The following is a 20,206-nucleotide window of genomic DNA, read 5'->3' on the forward strand; positions in this document are numbered from 1 at the left end:
AATTTTTCTATTCCTGCGGAAGTGTAAAAGAAATCCTCAGCGCCAGCAATCCTGTAATTCCCTGGAGATCCTCTACTCTTAAAAATTCTATATCATTTTGTAGAACTCCTTTTTTCTGAAGCTTTGAAATATAGTCAAGGTATTCTTTCTGATTTTCCATTCCGAAATAGACGATGGTGATTTTTCCGGGTGCAGTGATGCGTTCAGAAGAATCTTTGACATGTGCCTTATCCAGACGTTTTTTGATAATTTCATAATAGGAATTGTAGGCTCCATCTACATCAAAGCGTTTTTCATCCATTCTGAAACGGATGTCTATTTTTTCATTATATACAAAGATCAGCGAAGCGATATCAAGCTGTACAGGAAGATATTTTTTGAACGACTGAAATTCAAGTTCCATTTTACAGATGGTTTTCAGCTGCCAGTATCTCAGTTTGTGAACAACTTTTGAGGTATAGTGAAGCTCGGGAGCGATGGAAGGTCCTATGTACAGATTATGCTCTACACCATCAGACTTAAATCTTTCATAATAATGCGGGAAGATTTCTTGCGCTTTTATCTGGCTTTCATCCAACATATCTGCCAGTTTTCGGTTGACCAGTGTGATAGAATCGTCCAGGTTTTTTCTGTGATGATAAAACAGATCAGTAGGCGTAAAGATATGAGCAAAATAGTCTTTGATCTTCGCTTTTATTTCTCTTGAGGTTCTTATTTCCAGCTTTCCCTGTAAAAAAGGATGAATTTCTTCCCTTAATAATCTCTGAAAGCGCTGTTCCGTATCAGCTTTGATCTCATTGTTCAGCTCATTTTCAAAAACATCCAGTGCCAGCAGAAATTTCTCAGAATCGGAATTCGTCAGTACAAAAATCTCATTCAGCCACTCAATTTGCTGATTAAGATCCTGCAACATCAGATTATAACGTTTTTCCGAGGAAGAACGGATATCCGAAACTCCAAACAGTGGAGTAAGATTTTTAAAGGCAATCTGCTTTAACGTATATATTTTCTTTCCGAGTGATGCCGTAAAATATTTTTCAGCTTCATTTCTGAATTTCCATACCACACTGTCGTGGATGGTTGTATATTCACGTTGAATAATAGCTTCTATCTGATAGTTTTTCTCAAAATAGAACCTGTTCAGAGAGAAAAGAACCATATCAGTGAAGAACTCAAGTTTTTTAAGTTTTAAACCATTGAAACTTCCGGCAATAGGTGACGTAAACTCCATGATGGCAAGAAGCTCACCATCTTTCATGATAGGAATTACCATGAAACTATTGACATTATTATCCTTTAAAATGCTAAAAGAAGGAAGCTGCTTTACATTTTCATCCAGGTTGTTTACGTTGGAAACAACCACCGGTTTTGAATTGTGATTTAAATTATTAAACGTACTCTTACGTGTATCTTCGTCAAAAGCGTTGATCCAGAAATCCAGAATATGATTGGTCAAAAGGCTCTCATAAATAGGGAGTTTATCCAGTTTCTGTTCTTTCTTATTAAAAGTCATCAGTCCGAAACTCAATTCCGAAACGTCAAAATAAGATTTGAAAATTTCCGTCAGATTTTCATTAGGATTTAAATCTTCAGGATCAATTTCTATCATGCTGGATTTAAGATCGGAAAGTGCTACTTCAGAGGTGCAGTCTACCAATGAAATAATGGTAAAGCCTTTCAGTATCCAGGATTGTGAGGGGAAATATTTTTTCCACAATTTAAAATCATCCAGATTTTCCAGAAGCATATCTAAAATATCATCAGATGGAATTTTCGCCTCTTCTGTAGGGGTAATTTCAGTAAAATCTGAATTGACCGTAATTTTATAATGTTTCATGATTCCCTGTTTGTTGGGAATATCATAGTAAAACGGAATGGTACTTCTAATATCTTTTTTGAAGTAGCTCTGAAGAATAAGGCAGCAGCAGAACACATAAAACTCATTGTCTGTAATGTTTCTGAGTTCTATTTCGAAATCTTTTCCGGCATCTTTAAGGATGTCTTGAAATCTTTCTGTATAATTGAACGTAATGTTGGAAAGAGGAATGCTCGCCGCTTTTATTTCGTTTTTTGTAAGCCCTGTCGGGAAAAGATCTGCAAGAAGAAGCCTGATGAGGTCCTCATGCTGTTCCAGAAAAGCGGTGTCCTGAAAGCCATCTCTGAGCTCTTTAAAATTTCTGGTACTCTCGATCAGAGACTCTGCATAGTTAGCTCTATATTCCAATCTGTCGTTATACCGGATATGTTCCAGAACATCCAAATATTTTTTGAATGATATATAAACCTGAAAAGGAGAGTCTTTTTTATAGAGATTAGACAAGAGCTGAGAAATTTAAAGTAAAGTTATGAAAAAAGCAGAATATTGTTAGTCTGTAAATTTTATTTTATTGTATATAATTTACAGGTGCTTTGGGTTATTTTGCAACGTATTTTATAATTCGTTGTTGTTTTTTGGTAAGACAGATAACCGGATTATTAATCATAAAAAAGCACAACTGAAAAGTTGTGCTTTTGATATTATAGGGTTCTGATTTTACAATCCGAACATTCTTGCAAATAAATCCGGGAAAACTCCAAGGATGATAATCAAAGCAATAACAACTACTGCAATGATATTGTAAGTAAGGGTTACTTTTTCTGATGATTTGAATGTTGATTCTTTAAAGAAGAACATCGCGATAATCAGTCTTAAATAGTAAGCGATGGATAGGGCAGAACCTAATACAGCTACCAATACTAAGAAAGCAGCACCGTTCATAGCCTGGGAGAATAAAGCAAATTTCCCCATGAAACCAGCCGTTAGCGGAACTCCAGCCATTGAAAGCATGGAGATTGTTGCAGCTGTAGCTAATAAAGGTTCAGTTTTTGCCAATCCTTTGAATGCTCCGAAAGAAGTTTCTCTCTTTAATTTCTCTACCCAGATCAGACACATGAAAACTCCTACTGTAGATAAAGAATAAGCAAATAAATAGAACGCCAGGTTATACGTAGAAAGGCTTGTCATTCCGAAGAATACCAATCCGATATATCCTGCGTGGGAAACTGAAGAATATGCCAACATTCTTTTTGCATTTGTCTGAGCAAGACCCATAACGTTTGCTAAAAGTAATGTAATGATTAAGAATACTCCTAAAACGTTGATCCACTCATGAGTCACTCCAGTGAAACCAAGCGTCATCAATCTGAATAGGGCAAAGAATCCTGAGATTTTTACCACACTCGCCATGAAAGCTGTGATCAGTGAAGGAGAGCCTGCATATACATCAGGACTCCACATGTGGAAAGGTGCTAAAGCTACCTTGAATGCCAATGCACAAAGAATAAGTAATACTCCTAAGATGAACATTACATTCCCAGAATTGGCTACCCCGAAATCATGAATCTTATAAAGATCAAAACTTCCTGCACTTCCGTAGATGAACGCAATACCAAACAGTAAGAAACCTGTTGCAAATGCTCCCATAAGGAAATATTTAATAGAAGCTTCGTTGGATCTCAGATCAGTTTTGTTAGCTCCAGCCATTACATATAATGGAATAGAAAGGATTTCAACTCCCAAGAACATCGTCACTAAGTTCTGATATCCGAAAAGGATGATCCCTCCACATAATGCAAATAGCATCAATGCATATAATTCTGACTGGTGGCTTCTGTGATTGCTGAACGCAAAACCTCCCAGAAAGAATAATAATAAAGTTGTTACGATTGATATTTTAGTGAATAATGCGGTATTGTCACTGTACTCGTACATATGCTTGTAATGGTCGAAGAACGAACATTCCGGCATAAAACTTACATACAATGCAATGATTAATCCCAAAATCCCAATGTATCTTGCGAATTTTCCTTGTTCAAAAACTCCTGAAAATAACGCAATAACTGCCGTTAGGAAAACAATAATTAAAACACTCATTTCTTAAAATATCAAATTAACTTACCATTGATTGGTAGATAAACTTCACCGAACTACTCACCATGTCGATTACCGGTTGTGGGAAAATACCAAGTAAAATCACAAAAACCGCTAAACTTGCCAATACAGAAAATTCTACCCCTGATAAATCTTTTGCTGTACTTAAAACGGCTTCATCTCCTTCTCCAAACATTGCTTTTCCGTAGAATCTCAATAAATACACCGCACAAAGAATTACCGTAAGACCAGCAATTACTGCTGCTGTTCCGTTAAAATCATACACTGATTTCAACAAAATAAATTCTCCGATGAATCCATTGGTCAATGGAACTCCCATTGAACCTAATATAATGATCAGGAACAATACAGCAAACTTAGGAGCTACTTTAGCTAAACCACCCATTTGTCTTATGTCTCTTGATTTAAATCTCTTGTATAAAATATCACAACAGTAGAATAATCCTACTACGTTGATACCGTGGGCAAAAGTCTGTACCAATGCTCCTTCAGCTCCTTCCACATTGAAAGTTCCTCTAAGAGTAACTACCGCAGAAGCGAAAATCCCTGCTACCATCAACCCTACGTGAGAGAAAGATGAATACGCAATGATTCTCTTCATATCTGTTTGGATAATAGCAATCAAAGCACCGTGAACAATTCCTACAATAGCAAGAATGATTACGATCTGCCCGGAAATTCCTGCTATCGGAAGCGGAGTAATTGGAAGTAAATAACGCATTACACCATATATTGCCATCTTCAGCATGATCCCTGATAATAACATGGATCCCTGAGTAGGAGAGTAGGTATACGTGTCAGGCTGCCATGTATGGAAAGGGAATACCGGTAATTTCACTGCAAAAGCAAAGAAAATAAACCAGAATACCACAGTCTGCTGTACTTCATTCAGCTGAGCATTATATAAATCTGTTAAAGCGAATGATGCAGAGTGGTTGTACACATAGATCAATCCGGCTAACATAAATAATGATCCAACGAATGTATATACGAAGAATTTCGTAGTAAACTCGAACCTTTTATTCTCTTGTCCCCAAAGTCCGGCAATAAACCAAATTGGAATCAAAGTTACTTCCCAGAAAATGTAGAATAACAATCCGTCTAAAGAAGTGAATACTCCTACAAGACCAAACTGCATCAACAGAATCAGTCCGTAGAATGTATTTCTGTAGTTTACATTTTCGTTGAAAGATGATAAAATAATGATTGGAGCCAGAATATTGGTCAATAATAAAAGAAGCATGCTCATTCCGTCAACACCGAAGTGAAGAGAGCTCTTCATAAATTGTGACCATGGATAATTGATCTCATGCTGCAATACGCTGTCTACTGTCGGATTAAAATCAAAATCCGAAAGCATATAGAACGTAAGGAGCATTTGTACCAATGCGATTCCAAGCGCCAAATATTTGCTGGAACTATTTTTCCAGGCAAAAACTAATCCCGAACCTACTAGAGGTAAAAGTAATAATGTTAATAATAAACAAGACATTATTATTGTAATAAAAAGTTAACAATTAATATAATTCCCACAGCTAAAGACATGATAAGGATATATGTCTCTACATTTCCGTTCTGTACACGCTTCATAGCTTTTCCGCTGTCTTCAGCACCATCACCTACAAAGTTTACAAAACGGTCTAAGATACCCTTATCAAACATTTTTCCTCCGCGTCCTAATCCTTCAACAGTTTTTACAATCAATGCGTTGTAAAGTTCGTCAACGTATAATTTCTTAGCAGAAAGTTTCTCCCATCCGGTATAGCTTTCTTCTGCAACAGCCATCTTTTTCTTTTTCACGTAAGTGTTTCTAACGATGAACCAAACAGAGAAGAACATCAGGATTGTTGCTGCTAATAATATCATTTCAGTATTGAAAGGTACTCCTGAAAGAGTAGCTTCCATCTGGCTGTAGCTTTGTTCTGTAAGAACTGGCTTTAGCCATTCCATCAGCTTAGCATAATGCCCGTGACCGATGAAGTGTGGCAGGTTGATAAAACCTCCGATTACAGAAAGGATAGCCAATACGATCAATGGTAATGTCATATTAGACGGGCTTTCATGTAAGTGGTGTTTCTGTTCTTCAGTACCTCTGAATTCTCCGTGGAATGTCAGGTAGTAAAGTCTGAACATATACGTTGCAGTCATTGCCGCTAAAACAAATAAGATGACCCAGTAAATAGGGTTTTTAGCGAAAGCTGCTACTAAAATTTCGTCTTTAGAGATCATCCCAGATAATAAAGGGAAACCTGAGATGGCTAATGTTCCGATAAGGAATGTAGCGTGGGTAAGAGGAATGTATTTTTTAAGACCTCCCATGAAACGCATATCCTGTTCGTTGCTCATGGCGTGAATTACAGAACCAGCACCTAAGAATAATAATGCTTTAAAGAATGCATGCGTCATTACGTGGAACATTGCTGTTGTATAGGCACCAAGGCCTAAAGCGATGAACATAAATCCAAGTTGTGAAACTGTAGAGTATGCCAATACTTTTTTGATGTCGTTCTGACGTAGTGCATAGAACCCTGCCAAAGCAGCGGTTAAGAACCCGATGAATAAAATTCCTCCCTGCACGGTAGGTGCTAAAGTAAATAAGAAGTTGGATCTTACTACCAAGTAGATACCTGCAGTTACCATCGTTGCCGCGTGGATCAACGCTGATACAGGAGTAGGTCCGGCCATCGCATCCGGTAACCATGTATATAGTGGAACCTGAGCAGATTTACCGGTAGCACCGATGAATAAACTCGCTGTGATAAAGATAATCACTGTTCCGTCTAATTCAAATTTTGAAGCGTTTTCTGCTACAGAAAGATAATCTACAGCATTGGTCTGAGAAGCAATCATGAAAATACCAATCAATAACGCAAGGTCACCAATTCTGTTCATGATGAAAGCTTTTCTTGCCGCTTTACCGTATTCTTCGTTGGTATACCAGAATCCAATCAACAGGTAAGAACAAAGACCTACACCTTCCCATCCGATGAACAGGATAAGGTAGTTGCTTCCCATCACTAAAAGTAACATGGAGAAGATGAAAAGATTCAGATAAGTAAAAAACTTATAAAATCCTTTATCGTGACTCATATATCCGATAGAGTATAAGTGGATCAGTGAACCGATACCCGTAATGATCATTACCATCATTAAAGAAAGCTGATCAATCTGGAATCCAAAATTGATTTGAACTCCGTTTACTCTAAACCATTCAAAAGCTTTTACAATAACAGGCTGGCTCTCAGAATTGAAATTCATGAAAAGACTTACCGCAATACAGAAAGATCCGAATACAGCTGCAGTAGCCAAAGATCCTACGAATATTTTTGGAAGATTTTTCCCGAATAGCCCGTTAATAAGAAACCCTAAAAGTGGTAAAAGTACTATTGCATATACTAGATTCTCCATTCTTATCCTCTTAATTTATTAAATATACTCACATCTACAGAACGGGTGTTTCTATACAGCATTGCAATAATTGCCAGCCCTACCGCTACTTCAGCAGCAGCTACCACCATAATGAAGAAAACTAAAAGCTGTCCGTCGCCATTGCCTTTATACGCTGAAAAAGCTGCCAATAAAAGGTTTACAGAATTCAGCATAAGCTCTACACAGCCCAGAATCACAATAGCATTTTTTCTAAGCAATACTCCCATTACTCCCAAACAGAACAATACTGATGAAAGTGTGATGAAGTATTCCAAAGGGACGCTTTGTATAAATGTATTTACTTCTCCCATAATTTTATAAATCTTTTTTACCGATTAATACCGCGCCTACAATACCTGCCAGAATTAGGATGGAAGCAAGCTCAAACGGTAAAACATATTCATTAAACAAAAGTCTACCCAGGTTTTTTGTAAGACCAATACTTCTGTCTACATTATCAACCACAATGTGGTTTTCTCTTACACCTCTGAAAACACCTAATACACCTACTAAAAGGATACCTGCCGTAAAAACTCCAACAAATTTTAAAGTATTGTTCTTCTTACTTTCGTCTCCTTTATTAAGGTTAAGCATCATTAAGATGTAAAGGAAAAGTACCATGATGGCACCTGCGTACACTATAATCTGGATGATTGCCAGGAACTGTGCATTGAGAAGAATGTACATTCCGGCAATTGAAAACATCGTAACAATTAATGACAAAATAGCATATAAAGGATTTCTTGCAAATACAAAGTAAACAGCACTTGCAACTGCTAAAAAGGCCACCAAGAAAAATAAAAACTGATCCATTATTTTACCGCATTTTTTTGTTTCTCGGATTGTCTTGTTGTGATATCAATCCTTTCATTTATTTTTTCAACTAATTTATCTTTTCCGTAAATGAAAGAACCTCTGTTGGTTTCCACATCTACCAATCTGTCTGTAAGATAGATTGCAGATTTAGGACAAGCTTCTTCACACATACCGCAGAAAATACATCTTAGCATATTGATTTCATATACTGAAGCGTACTTCTCTTCTCTGTAAAGACCTTTTTCCTCTTTAGTTCTTTCAGCAGCAGTCATCGTAATGGCTTCTGCAGGACAAGCTACCGCACAAAGTCCGCAAGCTGTACATCTTTCTCTGCCTTCTTCGTCTCTTTTCAAAACGTGCTGGCCTCTCCAGATGGTGGTTCTTGGTTTCTGTACTTCCGGATACGAATATACTGCGGGAGCACCCTTTATCACGGTTCTTACAGCATGCTTAAATGTAATCCCCATCCCTGTAAAGATGGCAGGAAGGTAGATTTTTTCAGCAAGGGTCATTTCTTTATTGGAAACAACTTTTGATCTGTTTGTAAGTTTCATTTAATTATAGATATTAGATGTTAGACATTAGATTTTAGACTAATCTTGTCTGTTATCTTAATTATTTAATATTGATGATTGAATATGATACGCTAAAGATAAAAATTTGATTTCATTATCAAATTTTCAAATCAGCTCATTTTCAAATTTCTTAGTTTGCAAATGCTAAAATTACAGCTCCTGTAATTAATAGGTTTACCAATGCCATTGGGATTAATGTTTTCCACCCTAAGTGCATTAACTGGTCATATCTGAATCTTGGAAGCGTCCATCTGATCCACATGAAGATCAGAATTCCGATTACTGTTTTTGTAAGAAATGCTACAATACTCAAGATTCCCGCAGTGTTTTCACCCCAATGCTGTGTTACCCATTCAATACCAGGATAGTTGTATCCTCCGAAGAAAAGAACTACCATGAAAGCATTGGAAATAAACATGTTCACATATTCTCCGAACATATATAAACCTAATTTCATGGAAGAGTATTCTGTAGAATATCCTGTTACCAATTCAGATTCACACTCAGGTAAATCGAACGGGTGCCTGTTGGTTTCTGCTAATGCAGCTACAAAGAAAACAAGGAAAGCGATCGGCTGGTAGAAAATATTCCAGTTCATTCCTGAAACCCAAGGAATAACTCCCCATAATTTTCCGGTAGTCTGACTTTCCGTGATTTGTTTTAAATCCAAACTTCCTGTCATCATAATGATAGAAAGAAGTGCTAATCCCATTGCCAATTCATAAGAAATCATCTGAGAAGAAGCACGGATAGCACCTAGTAATGAATATTTGTTATTCGAAGCCCAACCTCCGATCATAATTCCATAAACCCCGATGGAAGCCATTCCGATGATGAAAAGTACACCAACATCAATGTTTGCCACCTGAAGATCAAAAGAAGTACCTGCAATATTTAAACTTTTACCCCAAGGAATCACAGCTCCTGTAATCAATGAAATAAACATTACCAAAGCTGGACCTAATACGAAAAGGAATCTTTCTGCATTGGCAGGGGTGAAGTCTTCTTTAAAGAAAAACTTTCCACCGTCAGCAAGAGGCTGCAGCAATCCGAAAGGTCCGGCTCTGTTGGGACCAATTCTATCCTGCATGATAGAGGCAACTTTTCTTTCTGCCCAGGTAGAGTAGGCTGCGATCGTTAGTGATAGCAGGAAAAGTGCTAGTACAAGTATAAGTTTAAATGTAAGTAAATCCATTTTTATTTTTATAGATGTTAAAAGTTAGAAGATGGGAGCTGGAAGATGGAAGTTGTAGTAATGACACCAACAGATACTCTCATTTTCAAATTAACTCATTTTCAAATTTTATTTTTCGTCTTTTTCACTGATTTCTTTAGCCATCGGATTGTCTAAAACTCTTAGTTCATCCTTAGGTTTTTCGTAGTGGTTCAATGAAATTACAGAGTGTCTGTCGATATGTCTAGGACCTTCGATGTTCCAGTCTGATAATGATTTTCTTTCGAAACGGCATGTATCACAGATGAATTCTTCTACTTCACCCCACTGGTCTTTTCTTGCCGTAACTCTTAGAATTTCGTCACCTTTCATCCATACCAAAGCTTTTCCTGAACATTTGTCACATTTACAGCTGGCATTCATAGGTTTTGTAAACCATACTCTGCTTGAAAAACGAGCTGTTCTGTCTGTTAATGCTCCTACAGGACAAACGTCGATAACGTTTCCGATAAAGTCATTGTCTAAAGCTTTATTTAAATACGTTGAAATTTCAGCGTGATCTCCTCTGAAAAGAATACCGTGTTCTCTTGTTTCTGTAAGCTGGTTAGCTGTCAGTACGCATCTTGCACAAAGAATACAACGGTTCATGTTCAATTTGATGTTCGGTCCAAGATCATCTGCTTCGTAAGTATTTCTTTCGAATTCTGTTCTTGTATTTTCAACACCATGCTCATAGCCTAAGTCCTGAAGATGACATTCGCCGGCCTGGTCACAGATAGGGCAGTCCAGCGGGTGATTTACCAATAAGAATTCGGTAACTGCTTTTCTTCCTTCCTGCGCTTTCTCAGAAGTAAGGTTTTTTACTTCCATCCCATCCATTACATTAGTTCTGCAGCTTGCTACCAATTTTGGCATAGGACGGGGATCTGCTTCAGATCCTTTAGAAACTTCTACCAGACAAGTTCTACATCTACCTCCACTGGTTTCTAGTTTGCTATAGTAACACATAGCTGGAGGTACAGATTTTCCACCGATTTGTCTTGCAGCTTCCAGAATGGAAGTACCAGGCATCACTTCGGTAGTCTGTCCGTCTATAGTTATTTTGAATTTTTTAACTTCTTCGCTCATATTGTATGCTTTAAGCTTTATGCATTAAGCAATAGGCTTTGTTATTTATATTTCTTAGTATTAAATGTATATCCAATTCCTGCAAGGACCTGTCCGAAAACGAAATCCTGTTGGGCCTTGTCCGGCTTATTATTCAATGTAGTTTTGATGTCCCACATATTAATGTAACCCGCTTTTCCTTCTAGTCTTACCATCACATGATCCCAAAGTACCAGGTTAAGACTGGCTCTTAGGTCGGTTCCAAGACCTGCTACGTGAAAACGGTCACTTCTTTCATTACCAAAAAGTTTTACATTACTTTTAGGGAACATGAATCCGATTCCGGCTCCGTAAGACCAAACCAAATCAACATTTTTCTTGTTGATAAGATTCTGATATCTTTCAAGACCTAAGTTTTCATAGTTAAGTCCATCAGTATGTTCAAAAGTAAGGAACTTCTCATCTGCCAGGTTTACCTGTCCGTTTTGTACCATTCCTGCATATTCAGGATCTGAAATATGACCTTTAAAATTAACGGTCTGGTTCTGATCCATCACATATTTCATATGGTCTATCCCCAAAACAAGAGCTAAATTATCTTTGATAAAATACCCTGCTCTGAAATTGTACTGAACTACAGTAAACCATCCCGGATTGATATAAACAATACCAAATTTGGTAGGTCTGTCCTGTGCAGATACATTATTCAGTTGAAAATCATAGCCATTTCCTGTGAAACGGATATCAGAATTACTGAACGCCGCTCTGTTCCATCCAAAGAAAACGAACATCTGACCTTTTTTGCTCAAAGGTTCAGGTTTCTTTCTGGTAACTAGTGCTCCTTTATCTGAGCTTCTATCTATTAAAGTATCCTTTTCTTTATTTTGTCCGAAAACAAAACTCGACATCATTAAGCCGACAACCAACAATTTTTTCATGTTACCTATGCATTCTTTTCAACAGCCGGAATAGGATCTGCATAATGTGCCAATCCATAATTTTGTGTCTGAGACAACTCAGGGTTTTTCACGTGCCACTCGAATTCATCTCTGAAGTGACGAATAGCTGCTGCAACCGGCCAAGCTGCTGCATCACCCAACGGACAAATAGTATTTCCTTCGATTTTTCTCTGGATATCCCAAAGTAGATCGATATCTTCCATTTTTCCTTCTCCTTTCTCGATTTTTTTCAAAATCTTATACATCCATCCCGTTCCTTCACGGCAAGGCGTACATTGTCCACAGCTTTCGTGGTTGTAGAACCTTGCCAAAGTCATGGTGTGATCTACAATACACTGGTCTTCATCCAAAACGATGAAACCTCCTGAACCCATCATTGTTCCGGTAGCAAAACCACCATCAGCTAATGATTCATAGTTCATATATCTTGGCTCTCCGTTCACTGTTCTCAGTAATAAATTAGCCGGAACAATCGGAACAGAACTTCCTCCAGGAATACACGCCTTTAATCTTTTACCGTCTTTAATACCACCGCAATATTCATCAGAATAGATGAATTCTTCTACAGTGATCGTCATATCGATTTCGTATACACCAGGTTTGTTGATATTTCCACAAGCAGAAATCAATTTTGTACCTGTAGATCTTCCAACACCTATTTTAGCATATTCAGCACCTGTAATATCAATGATTGGAACAATTGCCGCGATAGACTCAACATTGTTTACCACCGTTGGTCTTTCCCAAAGACCTTTTACAGCCGGGAATGGCGGTTTTAATCTTGGGTTACCTCTTTTTCCTTCAAGGGATTCCAGCAATGCAGTTTCTTCACCACAGATGTATGCTCCACCACCTCTCTGTACATAGATTTCAAGATCGAAACCAGTTCCTAAAATATTTTTACCTAAAAATCCTGCTGCTTTAGCTTCTTCTATAGCTTCTTCAAGGATATCCGGAATCCATGAATATTCTCCACGGATGTAGATATAAGAAGTATTGGAACCTAAACAGTAAGAAGAAATTAGCATTCCCTCGATCAATAAATGAGGAAGGAACTCCATCAGGTATCTGTCCTTGAATGTTCCAGGTTCAGATTCATCTGCATTCACAACAAGGTGTCTTGGAACACCTTCAGGCTTTGCCAAAAAGCTCCATTTCATTCCTGTTGGGAATCCAGCTCCACCACGACCTCTCAGTCCTGAAGCTTTTACTTCTTCAAGAATTTCGTCAGGAGTCATCTTCAAGGCTTTTTCAGCTGCTGTGTAACCTCCCTGTTTACGGTATGTTTCAAAGTAGCGAATACCTTCTATATGTGCGTCTTTAAGTAAAAGTTTTTTACTCATTGTATATTATGCTTTTAGCAGTCAGTTATTGGCTTTTGGCGTCTAACTTATGCTATTTTTAATTTGTTAAAATTTATTTAGTCTAAAGCAACTTGTCCCTGTCTGCAAAGATCAAGGATTTCATCTACTTTTTCTATCGTTAAATTTTCATGAAAGAATTTTCCAAGCTGCAGCATTGGTGCGTATCCGCATGCTCCAAGACATTCAGCAGGCTTTAATGTGAACATACCGTCTTCAGTAGTTTCCCCGTCCTTAATGTTCAGTTTGGTTCTGATATGATCCAGAATTTTTTCGCTTCCACAAACCATACAAGGTCCTGTTCTGCAGACTTCCAAAACATATTTACCTACCGGCTTCATATTAAACATGGTATAGAAAGTAGCCACTTCATATACTTCGATCGGTTGGATACTCAATAATCCTGCAACATAATCCATCACAGGAACATCTAACCATCCTCCGAATTCTTTCTGTGCCAAGTGAAGTACAGGAAGAAGAGCAGATTTTTGTCTTCCTTCAGGATATCTTGCGATAATTTTGTGTACCTGTGCTAAACTTTCCGGTTTAAAAGCTATTGTTTCGCTCATTTTTGAAATTTTAGATTTTAGATTTTAAATTCTAACTGAATAACGGTCTAAAATCAATTTATAATTTATAATTCAAAATTTATAATTCCAGTTATGCGTCTAATTCTCCCGCAATAATATTCATACTACACATCGTTACAATGGCATCTGAAATTACAGAACCTGTAATCATTTCAGGATATGCCTGATAGTAGATGAAGCATGGTCTTCTGAAGTGAAGTCTGTAAGGGCTTCTTCCTCCGTCACTCACAAGATAGAAACCTAATTCTCCGTTTCCACCTTCTACAGCATGGTAAACTTCTCCTTTTGGTACATCAGTTTCTCCCATTACAATTTTGAAATGGTAGATCAATGCTTCCATTTTCTGATATACATCTGCCTTTTCAGGAAGATAGAAATCAGGAACATCCGCATGGAATGGTCCTTCCGGAAGATTTTCGTATGCTTGTTTGATAATTTTAAGTGATTCCCAGATTTCTTGTTGACGAACCATGAAACGGTCGTAAGTATCTCCTGAAGTTCCTACAGGAATAATGAAGTCGAAATCTTCGTATGAGGAATAAGGCTGTGCAACTCTTACATCGTAATCTACCCCTGCTGCACGTAAGTTTGGACCTGTAAAACCATAGCTTAAAGCTCTTTCGGCAGAAATAGCCCCTGTCCCGATGGTTCTGTCCATAAAAATTCTGTTTCTTTCTAATAAAGTACCGAATTCTTTAAATCTTGCCGGGAAAGTATTTAAGAAATCTTTTAATAACTCATGAAACTTCGGCGTGAAATCTCTTTCAAATCCTCCGATTCTTCCCATATTGGTTGTCATTCTGGCTCCGCAGATCTGCTCATACATGTCATAAATACGTTCTCTTTCGATGAACATATAAGTAAGACCTGTAATAGCTCCTGAGTCCATTCCGGTTACCCCGTTACAGATCAGGTGATCACCGATTCTTGCTAGTTCCATCAGAATAACACGCATATAGTCTACACGTTTTGGAACTTTTACACCAATCAGCTTCTCTACTGTCATGTGCCAACCTAAGTTATTGATCGGTGCAGAACAGTAATTCATACGGTCTGTAAGGGTAGTGATCTGAGAGTAGTTTCTTCTTTCAGAAATTTTCTCAAATGCTCTGTGGATATATCCTACTGTTTGCTCTGCGTGAAGGATTCTTTCTCCATCCATCGTTAAGATATTCTGGAAAATCCCGTGAGTAGCAGGGTGGGTAGGTCCTAGATTCAGGGTATATAATTGTCCGTCAATCTGTTCCTTACTTTCGTACTGGTTTAGTATATTAGATAATGAGTTATCTTTCATAATTTAAATGCTTTAGGCGATAGGCTATAGGCTTTAAGCTAAATGCTTACTGCTTACTGCTTATTGCATTATTTTTTATCTTCCGAACATGCTATCGTTCTTGTCGGTTCTTGTACCGTCTTCAAGTCGATATTCCTTCAACATTGGGTGATATCCAAGATCTTCCATATTAAGGATAGGTCTCAGATCCGGATGTCCTTTAAATTTAATCCCATAGAAATCATACGTTTCTCTTTCCATCCAGTTTGCTCCTGCATACAGATCTACAAGAGAGTCTACCTCAATATTTTCTCTGGACATGAAGATTTTCAGACGTAATCTGAAATTGGCCATCATATTATGCAAATGGTATACAACACCAATTTCCTTCTCAGGGAATTCAGGATAATGAATACCACAGATATCCGTAAGGAAATTGAATTCCAGTGATGAATCTTTCAGATAGTGAATGATCTTCTTAATATCTTCTTTCTTCACCTCAATCGTCAACATTTCATAAGGTTCTGAGCTTGAAATGACAGATTCCGGAAATTCTCTTGTGATTGCTTCTAATACAAATTCGTTTGTCATTTCCGTTTAGTTGCTTATGTTGTAAGAATCTAATAATTTCTGATATTCCGGCATATCTCTTCTTCTGATGCTTTCGCTTTCTGCAAGAGCCTGTACCTGCATTACTCCTTCAATGATCTGTTCAGGTCTTGGAGGACATCCAGGAACGTAAACATCTACCGGAATGATTTTATCAATTCCCTGAAGTACAGAATACGTATCAAAAATACCACCGCTGGAAGCACAAGCTCCAACTGCTACCACCCATTTTGGCTCAGCCATCTGAGTGTAAACTTCTTTCAGGACGGGTCCTAATTTCTTTGATATAGTTCCGCAAACCATCAGCATATCTGCTTGTCTTGGAGAGAAAGAGTTTCTTTCCATACCAAATCTTGAAGCATCATAAGTAGGGTTCAGGGTAGCCATAAACTCAATACCACAACAAGAGGTAGCAAATGGTAACGGCCAAAGTGAAAACTTTCTTGCCATCCCGATTACACTGCTCAGTTTTGTTGCGAAAAACCCTTCTCCTTCATATCCTTCGGGAGCAGGTGCATCTGTTCTTATTACTGGTTTTTTATCTGACATTTTCTTTAGTTAAATATTTAAAGATCAAAGCTTTTAAAAATTCAATCATTGGGTCATTTTAACGATTAAACTGTTCAATCTTTTAATGTTAAAATTTATTTATCCCAATCCAGCGCTCCGCGTTTCCAGACATAGAAAAACGCCACGAAGAATATCGCTACGAATGTAAGTACAGCAAGGAATCCTTCCATACCAAATTCTCTGAAATTTACAGCATAAGGATAAAAGAATACGATTTCAATATCGAATAGGACAAACAATACCGCAGTCAGGAAGTACTTGATAGAAAACGGTGTTCTGGCATTTCCTTCTACAGGAACTCCACATTCCCAGCTTTGGTTTTTTACAGAGTCTCCTTTTTTCTGCTGTGGCCCTAAGAAATGTGCCCCAAGCAAAGAAACAGCTACAAATCCTACTGCTACACCAGCCTGGATAAGGATTGGAATATAACTTTCAGGTAAATTCATTTTTGCATTATTATCTCAATTTGCAAATTTAGCGAATAAACAAGAAAGCATGAAATTAATCAGCTTAAAAGTGGGATGAAAATGAGTTAAATCGGTAATTTAGAATCAATAAAAATTAGCTTTTTATGATTATTTTTTTAGTGTATTTTTCCCCATTTTTTGTAGCAACTGCAGAATAAACAGATCCGGTGACAGGCATTCGGGATACTCTGATTTTTTAAATGAGGAAAAAATATGGGTTGTCAGAAGACTTACAGACGATGGTTTTCTACTTTATTTCTTTATTTTTTTCAACAGAGTAAAGGCCATAAATGAGATATATCCGAAAAGAATACTGGCAAATGCAATATTGATCACCGTATTGGTTTTATCATCCTGCGATTGAAAAAAGAGGTTATAACTGATAAATCCGGCAATTAAAATGGCGAAAATGATAAGCTGCGGTTTCATAAAGTTCAAAGTTTAGAGTTTAAAGTTGTAGGATTGCTTTTACATTGTATAAATGCAATATTACTTGTTTACTTCCATTGAATAGGTTCTTCTTCTCTTATGGTTCACGGGGTTGTAGTCCTGCCAAAGAACCTGAACGCTTTTGTTTTCTTCCAGTTCAGGATTGGTTTCTGCGAAATCTATTCCCATACTGGTAAATCTTACAAAAATTTCTTTAAAAATAATAGCGGTTACGCCACGTCTCTGGTATTCCGGATGAATTCCGATAAGATAAAAATTGGCACGGTCATTCTTTTTTCCGGCCTGTAAAAAATGCCACCATCCAAACGGGAATAATTTCCCTTTTGATTTCTGCAGAGCCTTGGAATAGGAAGGCATTGTAATCGCAAATGAAACCAACTGCTCATTTTCATCTACCACACAGATTACATAATTTTTATTGATGAATGGAAAATATTTTTCTCTGTATGTTTTAATCTGTTCTTCTGAAATGGGAGTGTAGGTGGAAAGATGTTTATAAGTTTCATCCAAAAGTTTAAACATAGGCTCTACATAGGGTAGAATCTCTTCTTTCGACTTGAATTTAAGAACTTTCAGTTTGTATTTCTGCGCAATTAGTCCGCTGAATTTTTCAACTTTTTCAGGAAGTACTTTTGGAAAGTTCATTTCATATTCTACCCATTCTTTCTCTTTGGTTAAGCCAAGATTTTCAAGGTGCTGGGGGTAATATGCGTGGTTGTAGATCCCAATCATTGTTGCCAGTTTATCAAATCCCATTGTCAGCATACCTGCTTTATCAAGATTGGTAAAGCCCATTGGCCCTTCAATTTTGTCAATGTTTTTTTCTTTGGCATAATCAACGGCTTTTTGAATGAGTGCCTTTGAAACTTCAGCATCATCAATAAAGTCGATCCATCCAAAACGTACCTTTTTAATTCCTAACTCTTTCTCTTCTTTATGATTAACGATTACCGCGATCCTGCCGACTACTTTACCATCTTTTGTTGCTAGAAACTGCCTGGATTCCGAATACTGTAAAGCCGGATTTTCTTTGGGATCCCAGATTTTCATTTCGTCTTTTATAAAGGATGGGACATAGTACGGATTATTTTTGTACAAATCCATCGGGAATTTTACGAATTGCTTGAGTTGATCGGCTGTTTTTACTTCAATAATTGAAACCTTAGACATAATTTTTGATGGTAATTTAGTGACAAATATAAATAATATTATCTTATACTTTGGCACAGTTTTTACATCATTATGGGTAAAAAGTAAACACAAAATTTATACAAAATGATGGGTTATTATATCATTATTGGTATTTCGATGCTGGTGAGCTGGTGGGTTTCTTCCAGGTTGAAATCTAAATTTGAATATTATTCCAATGTACACCTTCGAAATGGACTTTCAGGGAAAGAAGTAGCGGAAAAGATGTTGAGAGACAACGGGATTAATGATGTTCAGGTAATATCTGTTCCCGGGCAGTTGACGGACCACTATAATCCGGCAGATAAAACAGTTAATCTCTCTGAAGGAGTTTATATGCAGAGAAACGCAGCGGCAGCGGCAGTAGCAGCTCACGAATGCGGACACGCGGTACAGCATGCGGTAGGATATTCTATGTTGAATTTACGTTCAAAACTTGTTCCTATTGTTAATATAAGTTCCAATCTGATGCAGTTTGTCCTTATTGCAGGTATTGCGGTAATGGCAGCATCAAGAACAATTGAGAATCCGAATGGAAATACTACTGTTCTTGCTATCGGGGTAGCAATGTTTGCGGTGACAACGCTTTTTGCTTTTATAACCCTTCCGGTGGAATATGATGCAAGTAACAGAGCTATGAAATGGCTTAAAGATACCGGAACTGTAACTGCGGAAGAGTTTGTTGGAGTTCAGGATAGTTTGAAATGGGCAGCAAGAACGTATGTGGTGGCAGCCTTAGGTTCTCTGGCACAGCTTCTCTACTGGGGTTCTTTACTTCTTAGCGGGAGAAGGGATTAATCATTAAATTCAAATGAAACATATTGCATCTCGGAAAGTTTTTCCGAGATGTTTTCTTTTTGTGCCAGTTTCAAAGAGGCAGTAAGAATACAATTTTCGTTCGCATCGAAATTCAAAACTTTAGCATCAAATTTTGAAAGTAAGGTGAAGATGGTGTTTTGTTGATTGAAGTTAAACTGAATCTCTACTTCTGTTTCCAATTCTCTTGTAATGATATTGGCTTCTTCCAATGTGATCTTAGCAGATTCTTTATAAGCTTTTACAAGTCCTGAAACCCCCAGTTTGGTTCCACCATAATAACGCACAGAAATAACAAGAACATTGGTGATTTCATTAGCCAGAAGCTGGTTGTAAATAGGCAATCCGGCACTTCCGGAAGGCTCTCCGTCATCATTAGCACGATAATTTTCGCCATTTAAACCCATTCTGAAGGCGTAGCAGTGGTGTGTAGCTTTAGGGTGTTCCTCCCTGATTTTTTCCAGTGCACTCTTTAATTCTTTTTCATTGGTCACTGGAAAAGCAAATCCGATAAATTTACTTCCTTTTTCCTTTAAAAGAGTATTTTCTATAGGTTTTTCTATGGTTTTGTATTCAAACGTCATGGGAATTCCTGCTTTGTTTATGCAAAAATATTAAATGCTTTAGTATTCTGCATCATGATCATAAATTAAGCCGTCAAAATTTGACGGCTTATCTATTTTTTTTGGTTAAAAAATGACACTTTTACATCATTTCTCCGCACAGATCCATCGGGATCAGACACATATAGCTTGTTGGTCCGCAAAAATCCTGAGGACATCTATCTCTACATCTTGTAGGCTGTCCATTAGGTAATGTACACGTTACAAAAACACCACCTTTAATAGTTTTCATATTAGCTCTGGATACTTTTTTCAAGTTTCTCATGAT

The 20,206-nt window shown here is 37.4% G+C and carries 21 protein-coding genes; 1 reads left to right on the top strand and 20 read right to left on the bottom strand.

Features of this window, described 5'->3' with window-relative positions:
• Positions 1-7: 7 nt before the first annotated feature.
• The 18 genes from LKL37_RS18140 to LKL37_RS18225 all read right to left on the bottom strand — a co-directional run bounded on the left by LKL37_RS18140 (position 8) and on the right by LKL37_RS18225 (position 18,481).
• On the bottom strand, positions 8-2,320 hold the full coding sequence (locus LKL37_RS18140; protein ID WP_431611879.1) for a GAF domain-containing protein: 2,313 nt from the start codon (positions 2,318-2,320) through the stop codon (positions 8-10).
• Positions 2,321-2,533: 213 nt separating this feature from the next.
• Positions 2,534-3,913, bottom strand: coding sequence for an NADH-quinone oxidoreductase subunit N (locus LKL37_RS18145; RefSeq protein WP_105703830.1), 1,380 nt, complete (start codon positions 3,911-3,913; stop codon positions 2,534-2,536).
• A gap of 16 nt (positions 3,914-3,929) precedes the next feature.
• Positions 3,930-5,423, bottom strand: coding sequence for a complex I subunit 4 family protein (locus LKL37_RS18150; RefSeq protein ID WP_431611880.1), 1,494 nt, complete (start codon positions 5,421-5,423; stop codon positions 3,930-3,932).
• A 2-nt stretch (positions 5,424-5,425) separates the two neighbouring features.
• Positions 5,426-7,339: an NADH-quinone oxidoreductase subunit L gene (nuoL, locus tag LKL37_RS18155; RefSeq protein WP_431611881.1), complete on the bottom strand. Its 1,914-nt coding sequence runs from the start codon at positions 7,337-7,339 to the stop codon at positions 5,426-5,428.
• Positions 7,340-7,341: 2 nt separating this feature from the next.
• A complete protein-coding gene (gene nuoK, locus LKL37_RS18160; protein WP_431611882.1) occupies positions 7,342-7,671 on the bottom strand; it encodes an NADH-quinone oxidoreductase subunit NuoK in 330 nt (109 codons plus the stop codon).
• Positions 7,672-7,675: 4 nt separating this feature from the next.
• Positions 7,676-8,173, bottom strand: a complete 498-nt coding sequence (locus tag LKL37_RS18165; RefSeq protein WP_431611883.1) for an NADH-quinone oxidoreductase subunit J family protein — start codon at positions 8,171-8,173, stop codon at positions 7,676-7,678.
• The gene (locus LKL37_RS18170) at positions 8,173-8,730 is read right to left on the bottom strand and encodes a NuoI/complex I 23 kDa subunit family protein (RefSeq protein WP_040996950.1); all 558 of its coding nucleotides are present in this window, start codon (positions 8,728-8,730) and stop codon (positions 8,173-8,175) included. The genes LKL37_RS18165 and LKL37_RS18170 overlap by 1 nt, the downstream gene beginning before the upstream one ends.
• Before the next feature lie 151 nt (positions 8,731-8,881).
• Positions 8,882-9,946, bottom strand: coding sequence for an NADH-quinone oxidoreductase subunit NuoH (gene nuoH, locus LKL37_RS18175; protein WP_431611884.1), 1,065 nt, complete (start codon positions 9,944-9,946; stop codon positions 8,882-8,884).
• A gap of 108 nt (positions 9,947-10,054) precedes the next feature.
• On the bottom strand, positions 10,055-11,053 hold the full coding sequence (locus LKL37_RS18180; protein WP_431611885.1) for a 2Fe-2S iron-sulfur cluster-binding protein: 999 nt from the start codon (positions 11,051-11,053) through the stop codon (positions 10,055-10,057).
• A gap of 41 nt (positions 11,054-11,094) precedes the next feature.
• Positions 11,095-11,970, bottom strand: coding sequence for a hypothetical protein (locus LKL37_RS18185; protein ID WP_431611886.1), 876 nt, complete (start codon positions 11,968-11,970; stop codon positions 11,095-11,097).
• A gap of 5 nt (positions 11,971-11,975) precedes the next feature.
• Positions 11,976-13,334: an NADH-quinone oxidoreductase subunit NuoF gene (nuoF, locus tag LKL37_RS18190; RefSeq protein ID WP_045492881.1), complete on the bottom strand. Its 1,359-nt coding sequence runs from the start codon at positions 13,332-13,334 to the stop codon at positions 11,976-11,978.
• Between the two features lie 77 nt (positions 13,335-13,411).
• Positions 13,412-13,921: a complex I 24 kDa subunit family protein gene (gene nuoE / locus LKL37_RS18195; protein ID WP_034693429.1), complete on the bottom strand. Its 510-nt coding sequence runs from the start codon at positions 13,919-13,921 to the stop codon at positions 13,412-13,414.
• Positions 13,922-14,012: 91 nt separating this feature from the next.
• The gene (nuoD, locus tag LKL37_RS18200; RefSeq protein ID WP_431611887.1) at positions 14,013-15,236 is read right to left on the bottom strand and encodes an NADH dehydrogenase (quinone) subunit D; all 1,224 of its coding nucleotides are present in this window, start codon (positions 15,234-15,236) and stop codon (positions 14,013-14,015) included.
• A gap of 75 nt (positions 15,237-15,311) precedes the next feature.
• Entirely contained in the window at positions 15,312-15,806 is a 495-nt protein-coding gene (locus LKL37_RS18205; RefSeq protein WP_431611888.1) for an NADH-quinone oxidoreductase subunit C, read from the bottom strand.
• 6 nt (positions 15,807-15,812) lie between these two features.
• Entirely contained in the window at positions 15,813-16,373 is a 561-nt protein-coding gene (locus tag LKL37_RS18210) for an NADH-quinone oxidoreductase subunit B (protein ID WP_002983540.1), read from the bottom strand.
• A gap of 95 nt (positions 16,374-16,468) precedes the next feature.
• A complete protein-coding gene (locus LKL37_RS18215; protein WP_047428392.1) occupies positions 16,469-16,840 on the bottom strand; it encodes an NADH-quinone oxidoreductase subunit A in 372 nt (123 codons plus the stop codon).
• A 273-nt stretch (positions 16,841-17,113) separates the two neighbouring features.
• Positions 17,114-17,290 (bottom strand): hypothetical protein, encoded by a 177-nt coding sequence (locus LKL37_RS18220; protein ID WP_431611889.1) that lies wholly within the window; start codon positions 17,288-17,290, stop codon positions 17,114-17,116.
• 60 nt (positions 17,291-17,350) lie between these two features.
• Entirely contained in the window at positions 17,351-18,481 is a 1,131-nt protein-coding gene (locus tag LKL37_RS18225) for a GTP cyclohydrolase (protein WP_431611890.1), read from the bottom strand.
• Positions 18,482-18,586: 105 nt separating this feature from the next.
• Here LKL37_RS18225 and LKL37_RS18230 point away from each other — a divergent pair, with 105 nt between their 5' ends.
• Entirely contained in the window at positions 18,587-19,297 is a 711-nt protein-coding gene (locus LKL37_RS18230; protein WP_431611891.1) for a zinc metallopeptidase, read from the top strand.
• On the opposite strand, the gene LKL37_RS18235 is transcribed toward LKL37_RS18230, so the two are convergent.
• Both LKL37_RS18235 and LKL37_RS18240 read right to left on the bottom strand, forming a co-directional pair.
• A complete protein-coding gene (locus tag LKL37_RS18235) occupies positions 19,294-19,899 on the bottom strand; it encodes an IMPACT family protein (RefSeq protein ID WP_431611892.1) in 606 nt (201 codons plus the stop codon). The two genes, LKL37_RS18230 and LKL37_RS18235, sit on opposite strands and share 4 nt — an antisense overlap.
• A gap of 121 nt (positions 19,900-20,020) precedes the next feature.
• On the bottom strand, positions 20,021-20,203 hold the full coding sequence (locus tag LKL37_RS18240) for a bacteriocin-like protein (RefSeq protein WP_431611893.1): 183 nt from the start codon (positions 20,201-20,203) through the stop codon (positions 20,021-20,023).
• Positions 20,204-20,206 lie beyond the last annotated feature (3 nt).

Source organism: Chryseobacterium sp. 'Rf worker isolate 10' (assembly GCF_050753305.1).
Lineage (GTDB): Bacteria > Bacteroidota > Bacteroidia > Flavobacteriales > Weeksellaceae > Chryseobacterium.